The sequence below is a fragment of the Paenibacillus sp. NPDC101420 genome (assembly GCF_050277435.1).
GTDB lineage: Bacteria > Bacillota > Bacilli > Paenibacillales > Paenibacillaceae > Paenibacillus_AQ.
Window position 1 is genome coordinate 36,543 of the sequence record NZ_JBNNSE010000001.1, and the last position, 13,045, is coordinate 49,587.

The 13,045-nt window shown below is 44.2% G+C and carries 1 protein-coding gene; it reads right to left on the reverse strand.

The window, feature by feature from the left end; all coding sequences use genetic code 11:
* Positions 1-18 precede the first annotated feature (18 nt).
* On the reverse strand, positions 19-13,002 hold the full coding sequence (locus tag ACQKMP_RS00160) for a glycosyl hydrolase family 95 catalytic domain-containing protein (RefSeq protein WP_427468590.1): 12,984 nt from the start codon (positions 13,000-13,002) through the stop codon (positions 19-21).
* Positions 13,003-13,045: the final 43 nt, after the last annotated feature.

Genomic DNA, 13,045 nt, shown 5'->3' on the forward strand with positions numbered 1-13,045 from the left:
GAGCCTATTTAATATTACTTAATTCATAAACTTCAAATATTGCAAAAGCTGTTTAATCATCAACGCTGCCTCAGCACGTGTTGCTGCGTCTTGCGGTGCAAATGTTGTTTCTGTTTTCCCTTTGATTAATCCTTTCTCTGCCGCTTCTGTTACCGCTTCGCTAGCATAATCAGAGATTTGGTCCTGATCGGCAAATGATGTGCGCAATTGAGCTTCTGATCTATGATCTCCTTGAATGAGCTGAACAGCGTTCATGATCATCACGACCATTTGCTCTCTTGTAATAATTGTATCCGGGCTGAATTTCCCTTCGCCTATGCCTTGAACCAACCCGAGTTTCGCAGCTATATTCACGTCCTCCGCATACCACGCCGTGGCACTAACATCTGCAAATACATTCGATAATGACTCCGTAGTTAACCCTATTCCTCTTACCAACAATGCCGCAAATTGTGCACGTGTAACTTGGCCTGCTGGCGCAAACGTCCGATCCGTCATTCCATTAATGATCAGCTTGGAGGCTAAGGTCTCAACATCCTTTTGCGCCCAATGTCCAACCATATCATCGAATGTTTTCTTGTTCTGAACTATAGCGTATATGCCATTTAGTTGACCGAATATTGAGACTTCAGTCTTGCCGTTCTTCATAGTGAACACCGATGGCACGAATCGCAATTGTCCTGTAAGCGGATCGATCATAACTGCGGTTGCAGTCGAAGGATCTTGAATGACACCATTCATATACATAACGCGCGTCACAAAAGAATTCCCCAGATGTTGGATCTCCTCTTCTTTATCATTCGATTTAAGAATGACTTTGAATGCGATGATGTCACTTATCCGCTTCAAGCCTTTTTCTAATTTAGAGTGTTCGAACTTTTGATCCTGCTGTGAAGTCAAATTATCGATTCGAATGACTAAGGTAGCACCCTCAGCTTTAGCAGCCTTCTCCACATCCCCACGATTCAGAATGGAAAGCGGAAGGTCATAAGAACCCAAATGACTTCGTAAGGTGAAAATAGTTTCGCTACTTCCTTTCATACTGTTGTACAGAATTGGAAGAGGGAACTCTACAGCGTTCAAGTCATGCTCTCCTGGAATTTCAAAATGAAGAACCGAACGATCCTTAGCTGCCATGAGATCAGCTAATTTCTGTGCCAATCGCTTGCTATCAATGACCGCCGTCACCGACGTGTGGCCGTCTTGCGTTGAGATCCGTAGTTCCGTTTCTTTCAGTTCATAGCGATTCGGATTTTCTTTGACTTGTGGCGTAGTTGTGTTTCCACTGCTGTTGTTAGTATTACTATTATCGTTACCGTTGCCATTTCCGTTTTCATTACCAGATTGATTGCTTTGTCCTGTAATGGTTATGGATTTTTCTCCAATTACTCCGGAGTCGTCATTTGCAGTTACAACCACTTTTACGATGCCATCCTTAGCAGCTGTCAGCAAACCATGAACATCAATGGTCGCTTTATCTGTAGCTGTTCGGCTATCAGCTTCGAATACAGCCCATGTTACCGACTTATTCGTAGCATTATCAGGCAGCACGATAGCGCCTAATTGCAGGCTTCCGTTCTTAGCAGTAATCGTAGACACATTACCCACACTAGTGATGTCAATCGTTCCAACATACACTGTTTCAGTACCCGGATCGATAATATCCGTTTGACCACTTATGGTTATAACCATTTCATCATGAACACCAGAGCCATCCGTTGCTGTGGCGACCACCTTCACGGTTCCATCTTTCACAGCCGTGAGCAAACCGGATACATCAATGGTTGCGATATCCGTTTCTGTTATACCATCCACTTCGTATACAGCCCATGTTACTGGCTTATTCGTAGCATTAGCAGGTAGCACGGTAGCACCTAGTTTCAAAGTTCCATTCTTAGCAGTAATCGCGGACACATTTCCTGAGCTTGTGATGTTAATCGTTTCAACATTCACAAGCTCAGTGCCTGGATCGATAATGTCCGTTTGACCACTTATGGTAATATTCATTTCATCATGAACACCAGAGCCATCCGTTGCTGTGGCGACCACCTTCACGGTTCCATCTTTCACAGCCGTCAGCAAACCGGAGAGATCAATGTTCGCTTTGTCCGTTGCTGTTGTGCCATCTTCTTCATACACAGCCCATGTTACCGACTTATTAGCATGGGTAGGAAGTACGGTAGCGCCTAATTGGAGCGTTCCGTTCTTAGTCGTAATCACTGATGATTCACTTGTAATCGTGATCGATTGCACCATCTCATGATTGTTGATACTCTCCTCCATCGCTTGCAACGCAGCAGTTAAGTCATTCGCCGCTTGCTGCAATTGCTGCTGCGTAACAGATAAGCTGTCGCGTACTTTCTTCGCTTGATCAATGGCTTTTTGCAATGTTTGTTTTGAACCTTCTGGATACTGGCCATCTTCAGTCCCTTCAATAGCATTGTCGTGCATGCTTTGTGCACTCATGATAAGCACTTCAAGGTCTTGATAGTCTATATCCATCTCATTCTTCACGATGTTAAGCTCTGCCGCGGAAGCCAATCCACCATGACCATCGATAGCAGTAAGTCTTAGGTATCTACTAGCGACCGGAGTGAATTCTGCGTTTTTCTCAGTGCTGTCATCATCCCAGCGTCCGCTAGTAACCGGTGTGAAGTTGACTCCATCCAAGCTTGTTAATAACTCATAAGAAGTAATATTTCCGTTTTGTGCCCCATTTTGCCTTGGCAAATACTTTAATTTCGAAATGACGTGTGTATTCCCAAGATTAAGGGTGATCGACTGTGGAAGCGGATTAGACAAATCCCACTTCGTATGCCAGATTGTCGCCGGGTTCCCATCGATGGCTTGCGAAGCATCATTATTATCACCACTTGTCTCTTCACTCGTTGCCGTAGCCGTCATTTGCGATTGCGGGATCAACGACGTATCAATCGGAACTGCGCCGTACACGTCAAATTCCCAAAAACTTGCCCAACCATCGGACATATCCGTCACATGAATTCGTACATACCTTGCGTGCGTATTGAAATAGTCGAACTGCACTTGCTGTGAGCTTGACTTTTCTACTACGGAAGCCCAGTTTACATCGTCTTCTGAAACCTCGATTTGATATCCATACTTTTTATTATCCATTTCCCACTTCACTCGAGTACCCGATAAATCGTAAATCCCCCCTAAATCTACCTTGTACCAATGTCCGACATCTCCGTCGGCCGCGCTCCAACGAGTCGTTTCATTCCCATCGTTACCAGCCGCTTCTGGGTTGTTGCTTTGATAGCTGTCTGCGGTAGCGGGCTTATTAAGCGCAACGTTCTGAGGATCACTAAAGACTTGAATTTCCTTGATCGCTGGTTTCTCTTTTCCACTGCCCCCTGCTAGTGAATCTACGGATACCCGTACATATCTAACCCCAGTTGCCGTATAGTTGTCTGGTCTCATATCTTGACCTGAGGCCGAGCGGCCCGCCATTTGTAACCATTCTTTACCGTTGGAGGAAACCTCTATTCTATAGGTGTAATAGATGTTATCCCTTCCCCAAAGGATTTTGCTGCCTGTTAAATTGTAGGAGGCACCTAGGTCCACTTGCCACCATCCAGGGGCATTGCTACTAGCCTCCCACCATGTGGCATTGATTCCGTCGTTTGCATGGATAGGCTCATTGCCAGTTACCGAACTGCTTGCGCTGACGGATTTATTCAATGCGACATTTACCAACTCTGGGCGCTGAGTCGCCTGATTTTGAAACGGAGCTACGCCAAACACTTTTAACTCGTTGAAACTAGCCTGACCGGTTTGCACACCCGTTAACGTTACGCGTACATACCGAGCATTAGCAACAAGCTTATCCCTCTGCTGTGCTGTTGCTATCGTATTTTTGGTTTTATCCAAAATGGTCGTCCAGTTCCCCTGATCTTCGGATACATCAATTTTGTACTGATTATAGGAGCTACTATTCGCCCAAACGATTTCAGATCCCGTAATGTTATAGGCTTCTCCTAAATCTACTTCCCACCATTGATCTGAATTGCTGTTTGTAGCTGTCCATCCAGTAGTGTCATCTCCATCATTTCCGTTCGTTCCTGGATTTTCGCTTTGCTCGCTGCTTGTTCTAACGGTTTTGTTTAAGGCAACATTCTCACCTTCAAACCAGTTGTCTCCTCCATCACTTCCACCGGGAACAAACATACTTTGATTTGGAACACTGGTAATTTCAGCACTTCCCGACAGCAATCCGCTCGCTGAGGCCGTTAATTTTAAAGTGCCATCCACAAGAGAAGATTTCACAAGCGCAGCGGCAACGCCACCTTCCACGGCAACCGGATTGGCAAAGGTTCGTGTCTCACCATTTCCGATGAGCCCTCCTGGGCCACTCAAGTTTAAAGAAACTGAAACATCATTTGTCGGAACTATATTGTTGTTAGCGTCCCGCACCGTAATATAAGCCATTACCAGATCGGAGCCGTCTGCAACAAGTTCCTTCCCCTTCTTATCGTACTCAACCGCCAAATGATCCGCCTGTCCCGGCGTATTCACGGTATGAGAAGCGACGACCTCACCGTCAATCAGTCCATCAGCCCGCAACGTACCTGCTGACCAAGGAACATTGTTGAAAGTAAATGTCGGATGGGCGACATACTTTAATCCGCTGTCAGGACTACGGGTATCAATCAGTTTATTATTCAAATAAAGTTTAATTTGCTGCGTATTGCTAGTTACTGTAACATTCCTAGATGAAGATGGTGTCCAATAATTAGCGATATAAACCATCGGTCCAGAGTCGATACCACTTAGCTTCACATCAGGATTACGCTGACTTTGGAAGAAATAATAATTAAATTTCGGATAACGATCCAGATCCACTAGGCCTGAATATGCCGGGTCAGAATCCATACCCCGGTTGTTGTCGCTAAAGCTCCAAACTGAATGTCCGGCTATACGTGGATTGGCATTGAGGCCCGCCCAGTCGAAGTATCCTTCACCATTTAGCGCCTTTTGACGCATGATGATGGAGTTGAGCATGTCGGTTTCGCCCACTTTGCGGACTGATCGATATCCCGTAGGACTTGTTGCGCTTTCCGACCAATCATCTCCCCATTCCCTCGTAAAGAGTGGTTTGAATGCTGTATCTAATTCTTTGTAGTTCACATCATAAACTTCTTTTCCGAAGAATCCGTATTCTGCAGATGTGTATGTCTGATCTCCTGGATATTCTTCATGGGTAGCATTATGAGCGTTTTGTGCATACTCCAGCGAGTAGAACGTTTCATTCAAGCTGGATTCCCACATAATAATACTCGGATGGTTTCGATCACGGCGTACCATATCCCGTATGGCTTGATAAGAACGCTCTTGGAAGACAGAATCTCCGAAGAACTGCCAGCCTGGCGTTGGGGCGATGACAGTCAATCCAAGCTCGTCTGCCGCATCCAGGAACGCAGGATCCTGTGGATAATGACCCGTACGCACATTATTGAAACCGCCTTCTCGAAGCTGCATAGCGTCTCTGTACTGTCCAGAGTTAGGCATTGCATTACCGACATACAAATACTCTTGGTGGCGATTTGCGCCATTTAACATTAATTTTTCACCATTGATAAGAAAACCTTGATCAGGTGTAAATTGAATGTGACGAATCCCGATACGGGTCTTATAGCTATCAACATAAGCAGCTCCATCATTCACAGCGGTATACACCGTATACAGATTAGGATGGTCAGGATGCCAAAGCTGTGGTTTGGATATCGTCGTCGATTGGACAAATGTATGATCGCTTCCCGCTCCTATTTTCTGTGGATCACTCACCATTGTGGCAACCACTTGATTATTGCTGTCTACAATCGTGGTTTTTACACTGGTGTTCTTAGCGCTCGTGTATTCATTGATGATATTTGTCTTCACCTGCACCGTCGCTTCCTCTTTGCTCACCTCTGGGTAAGTAACAAAGATGCCACCGTCCGCCACCTTATTTGCGTATATAGCATCGGAAACGTGTAAATTGTCCATGACATGCAGTTTAACATCTCGATAAAGTCCGCCGAAATATTGAAAGTCCAAACCGCTTTGCGGCTTGCCAGGTGGCGTTTGTGGGTCATCTCTGTTATCAAGCTTGACTGTAATGACGTTCGTTGCCCCCTCTAATTGAACATATTTCGTGATGTCGAATGTAAACGGGGTGTAGCCTCCGTGATGGACACCTAGATAAGTGCCGTTTATCCACACTTCAGCGTTGATCATCGCACCTTCGAATTCTATAAATAGCTTCTTGCCGCTGTAAGAATTGTCGAGTGTGAAATGTCTTCGATACGTTGCAAAGCCTTGGTAGCTTTGATTAGAGCCGCCGCTAATCTTTGGCTCCAGACGCACGCTATGAGGCAGATTGACTCCCTCCCAGGTTCTATCGTTAAAACTTGCCACTTGGGCTCCGCTTACATCTTCACGTTTGAATAACCAACCCGTGTTGAAATTTAATTCCTCTCGGTTCGTTGGATCAGTTGACGGGTTCTCATCATTTTGACCAGTGATGATAATAACTTTTTCACCGAAGAGAGAAGAATCATTCGTCGCCGTTGCAACGACTTTTACATTTCCATCCTTCGCAGCCGTCAACACACCAGCTGGATTGATTACCGCTTTATTTGTTGCAGTGCCATCCACTTCAAAGACACTCCAAGTCACTGGCTGATCAACCGGGAGTACGACTGCCCCTAAAGAAAGACTTCCGCCTTTAACGTTAATCCGGTTAGTTGTGCTTGTGATGGTGATAGATTTGGCATTCGAATCATTAATTTTGAGCGATTCAAAGGTTTGTAGCGCAGTATTCAAGGTATCGTAAGCCTTTTGTAACTGCTGTGATGTGATTGAAGTGCTATTAATGACTTGTTGTGCTGTTTTAATGGCCGCCTGTAGCGTTTGTTTCGAACCAGCCGGATATTGACTTATGCTACTTCCTTCAACGGCGCCATCATGCTTGCTTTGTGCATTCGCTATAAGCTTAACTAATTCCTGATACCCTACGTCACTAGCATCTTTGCTAACATGGAGCTCTGCCACAGATGCATAGCCTCCATGACCTGCAGTAGCAGTAAGCTTCAGGTATCTGCTTGTAATCGGAGCGAATGTTGCAATTTTCTCATTGCTGTCATCACTCCAGCTTCCGCTTGTAAACCGTGTAAATGATATTCCGTCCAAGCTTGTTAATAGCTCATAAGATGTAATATTTCCGTTTTGTGCCCCATTTTGTCTTGGCAAGTACCTTAGTTTAGATATCATTCTTGGTTTCCCAAGATCTAAAGTTATCGATTGTGGCAACTCCGCAATAGGTTCCCATTCTGTATGCCAGATGGTTGAGGGATCTCCGTCAATGGCATTCCCCGCTTCTTCTCCGCTGTGATGACTGGTAGCTTTCGCTGTCATTTCACTTTGCGGAATCTCAGTTGCTTCTGAACCGTCAGGTGTATAATCATTCGTTCGCGTAACAACAAATCCTTGAGCTCCATCCACGGAGTCCTTGCCAGGAATCATGCGATTGAAGTTGATTTTTTTATCAACATCGCTTTCTTTGAAGCTGTTTCCCGCTATGGTAACATCCTTGGATGCATCCAAAGCAAGGTCAAAACCACCCTGATTCGCGGTATTGTTCGTAAACGTAAAGCCGTCTACACTCTTTGCATAAATCTCAGAGTTTCCGTCCGGTTTATTAAACTGGTTACCGTCAATCACGATATGACTGTGTACAGTCTTATCGGGATTCGTCAGAGACGTGCTCGGCTCAACGCTAATCACCGCATTCCCGTTATTATTAAACGTATTGTTGCGGATCAAGACATCCTTCACCATGCCAGATTCGTACCAGCTACTCGCATCATCAGCGATCAGAATCGCACTCATCTGCATACCATTAAAGGTGTTATTCTCGATACGAACAGGACCACGCGTTGTCACGAGGATGCCTCTGGTCGGAATCGTTTCAAACTTTGAATTTGTAATGGTAACCTTCGGTGTCCATGTAGCATTTTCCACCACATAGTCATTCTCAGTTATCGACGAAGGTACCGTCTTATCTAGAGTAAGGAGAATTTGAGTATCATTAATACGTGTTACGTTGGTGACCACAGCACTTTCCTTAGAAAGCAAAGTAGATTTATTGATGTACTCCATCGTATCCCCGACGGCAAATGCATCAAAGCCCCAGCTCTCCGGATGCATAAATTGGACCTTCACCTGATTGGATGCCGGAATCTGTACAATCTGCAGATGTGTACCATGAATATTAATGGCATCATCTTGTGCTCCAGCAAAATAGGAGTTCAACACCTGAATATCGCCTTTGCTTCCCGAAACTTGTAGGAAATCCGCCATCGATGCGTTTGTCCGTCCACTTCCTGCCTTAGGCGCAAAGCTCATCTTATCGATCGCTACATTCTCACTATATTGACTGACAATTCCAAGCCCCGGAGCAGCATAGAAATTGACATCCGACCAAACAATATCTTTGCTTCGATAGATCAATGCACCCTGTTCTCTTCTTGCTGTATCCCGTAGTTGGAAGGTGTTACCCACCGTCACATTCGGGCTCTTAGAGAAATTAAATTGCACCTCGCGTTTACCGAGATCCTTCGCACTTGTTGAGCCGTCCAGAGGATTATCTACTCTCCTGGTTTGTTTGGTGAGGGGATTATACTCTTGCACCGCACGTACATTTTGAGTCCCGTTCTCAGTCCAGTTCTCTTCTCCGAACCATACTAATTGATTATTCTGAATAGAGTACCATGAGTCCTGATGTATGCTCGCTTTCATGAAGTTATTGCCCACTTCAGTAACGGTCATCTCCGACACTACAGGACGGTTAAAATCAATATTGATTCCGTTCACCTTGATATTGGTCGCATGGTCAAATACGATGGGTGTCATTACTCCATGGAACAACAAGGTCGAGCCATTCCCTCGAATGGTAAGGTCATCGATATCTTTGAATAGAAGACCTACTTTTCGAGTGCTGCTTGGTGTCTGCTGAATAGTCGATGTATTTGAAATAAAATATCGCACTTGATTGGCGGTTGATGCTTTAAAGTGGTAAGTTTCTGTCGGGAAGTCTAGAATAACTGGCTTCTGTGCCGTCTTGGCGGCCTCAATTGCAGCACTAACTGCATCCCCTGCGTCTTCCCCTTTATAATTCAAGGTGATTACACTATAGTCAACTCCGTTAATTGTTTCTTTCGTTTGTTTATAATAATCCTCGGATTTATTCACGCCCTTAACTACACGAGACTGAATATCCGCACGGTCGATTGAAATAAAGGTGTTACTTGCATTGGCATTCTTCTGATCTGTAACCCGGATATTGAGCACATGCTCCTGATTCAACATCTCCGAGCTTTCAAAAAGCAGTTGTTGATCTAAACGCGAAGAGGCGTAAGTATCAACCAGTTGTTCAGGACCATCGTCGATGGAAAACGCAACAATCCCCTGATTATCGTTCTTAGCTCCATACAATTGCACCTTTGAGCCAGTAAAACGCAAAAGTGCGTATGAACCCGCCTTGTTAGAGTAGTGGTTGTCACGACTGAATGCCCCTCCTTCGGAAGTAGTATAGTCCCAACCTGAACTGTATACAAACTGATCACTTCCTGATCCAGTTGCATTGTCGTTCACGGTTCTATCTAACGAAAATACAAACTTCTGATTATTTCCTGTTCCGGCTTTATTTTGCACGAATTGTTCACCGTTTGATAAACGGTTATCGGGCATTTCAATGACTTTGCCACTAGCCCGGTTTTTCAATTGAAAGTAACCATCACCTACATCTACGACAGACCATTCATCTTTGTAGTTCGTATCACCGATGAAAGTGGCTTGAATAATTCCCGCACCATCTGCTGTTGAAGCATTCTCTACAGCCAATGCTTTTGAACTGCTCATTGAAATTATTTTGTAATAGCCTGGATCTGTCTTCATAAACATCCATTGCTGATTCCAGCCTGAACCTGCAGTCCATTGTATGATTGCGGCCCCGTCTGCTTTTGAATCTTCATTTACGTCCATACGAAGATTGCTGTGTTGAACCGTTAGATTGAACTTCTGCTGATCATATAAATCTCTTACAGGATCTATTTTCAATAATTGCTCATCTGAATCTGTTATTGAAGTTTGGATCAGCTGTGCCCCATTCTCTGTGTTGCCTGATGCCGTAAGTGCTTTATCGCTATTGCGATTAACCAACTGATAATAACCGTTCCCTTTATCTACGAGTAGCCATTCATCATTATATGATTTGTCTGATGTATAGGTTTGCTGTACGAGCTTCGCACCATCATCCTTTGACGAATCTAATACGGCAATCACTTTTTTACTCGTGTTATTAGTAATTTTGTAGTAGCCATCACTTACACTTTCTAAATACCACTGCTGACTGCTAGATAACGATTCTGGCATTTGAATAACTGCTGCTTGCTCTTGCTCCGATGCCCCTTCAATGTCCAGTAAATGACCGCTGTTCTTCATTGTCATCTTATACATTTGTCCGTCTTGAAGAGGAATTGAAATAATCGAGTAAACGTCTCCAACTTGTGTGTCGAAGGAAATTTGATTGTTATTATCTACAGAATAGTTTACCTTCTGTCCAGCCTGATTCAGGACACTTGCACCTGCTATGTTTGGATAGGCAATCACTGCACGATTACCTTTATTCGATTTGACGCTGATATTTGAAGCTCTTGAATGGTTCCAATTCACACTGACCTCAAATCCCCCGCGGGCAACCAAGCCTGAATAACTTCCTTTCGGCCATGAAGCTGGGAGCGCTGGCAAAACATCAATATTGTCCAAATGACTTTGTAGCAGCATTTCAGACATGCCGGACGTAGCTCCGAAATTGCCATCGATTTGGAATGGCGGATGCGTATCGAATAAGTTGTTTAATGTACTTCCAGTAAGCTGACCCTCTAGAATCGTATGTGCATGTGTGCCATCTTGCGCACGAGCCCACATGTTAATTTTGTTAGCTTTGCTCCACCCGGTACCCTCGTCTCCGCGATGCTGTAATGACACTCTGGCAGCTTCCATAAGCTCAGGTGTATTTTTGTTAATTTGCTTGCCTGGATATAAGGCAACTAGTTGGGACAAATGCCGATGCTTGTTATTCGGATCGTCGATGTCCTCTTTCCATTCTTGAATTTGACCGTACTTTCCTATTTTGATTGGAGACACCTGATTTAATTTACTTTGTACTTCCTCACGAAAATCAGAATCGACAGCTAATGTTGTACTTGCCTCCAAGTAGTTAGTAAATAATTCTTGTACAAGCTGTTGATCATAGGCACATCCTGTACTGATCGTACCTTGCTCTGGTGAGTAACATGGTGTGGATACCAATGTCCCATCCGTATCTTCTACTAAATACTGGGTCCAAAATCGCGTCGTTTCCTTCAATATTGGATAAACTCGTGACTTCAGTAGATCAATATCTCCAGAAAATTTATAACTCTCCCAAATATTATTTGCTATAAAAGCATTGGATGCCGGCGACCAGCCCCAATCAAAATCCCATCCAGGCGCAGTATATCCTAATGGATTATTCGCTACTCCAACCGACCACGCGCCAGAAATGCCATAATACTTCTCGGAAGAAACTCGCCCTGGAGTACGCAGCGAATCTATGTAATCAATCAGTGGTGTCATCGTCTCCGAGAGATTCGTTACCATCGCTGGCCAATAGTTCATTTGAATATTGATATTGAAGTGATAATCGCTGCTCCAAGGCGCTCTATTTGAATCATTCCACACGCCTTGTAAGTTAGCCGGTAGTGAACCCGGACGAGAAGATGAAATTAACAAATATCGCCCATATTGATAAAATAAAACCTCGAGCGCTTTACTTTTCGTTCCCGCATAGGTGGCTAAGAGCTCGTCTGTCGGAATCGTAGGTTTAGACTCCCCCAAATCTAGTTTTACACGATCAAACAAAGACTTATAATCTTTCTTGTGATTCTCAAGTAGTGTTTCGTAAGATTTACTCTCTGCGGCATCTAATATCGCCACTTCCTCATTATGCGGATCAGTTCCTCTATAAGTTGGATAGCTGTTGGCATAGTTGGTGCCTAATGACGTAAGAATAGTTAGCGAATCTACATTCACTGCATGGATCATTCCGTTACCTGGTGTTATATTTCCACCTTGATTTAGTACACGGAAGTTCGCTTCATATAGCATATTGTTGTCTTGTACATTGCCCCTAATATTAATGTTGTTACCACTAGCCGTGATGGTTCCTCCATGAGCACTTGTCGGGCGTACATCCAAGGATAACTTACCTGGCTGATTGGCTGTCAGACGTGTAACCATTACTTTATCTGGATAGCTGACAAAGTACTCACGAGTATACTCTACTCCATCCAGCGAGTATTTAACTCGAGATATCGCGTCTTCAAGATCAAGTTCACGACGATAATTCTCTACATTGCTTGTTGAGGACTTCTCAAAGTCCAGGTACAAGTCACCAAAGGTTAGATAACTTCCTAATCCTTCATTCAAGCCTGTAAGATTCTCATCCGCTTCTTTGTGAGCACCATCGATATCCCCCGCGCGGAGTTTAGCTCGGACACTCTCTAAATGATCTGCACCACCCTCGCGATTACCGAATGTATACGGGTTAGACGTTGTTGGTTCATCCGTGGAAGGCCAAGTATATACAAAAGAAGAACCTGGACCACCAGACCACAACGTTTTTTCATTTAACTGAATGCGTTCTTGCTCGATGCCACCGAAGATCATCCCTCCCATAAGGCCATTGCCAATTGGAAGCGCATCAGTTTCCCAATTTATCGCCGGTTGTCGGTACCATAGGGACAATTTATTCTCCGGAGCATCAGACATTCTATTGATTGCGCTTACAGGTTCTGCTTTAGCTATGGGAACTGATATAGGATTCTGAATAATTAAGCTCAATGATAAAGCGCTTACAGTCAAATGTTTAGCTAAAGGTTTGATTTTAATCAAGATCATTCACTCCTCCTTATAACTAGTTGATAATCATTGTGCTCGGTTC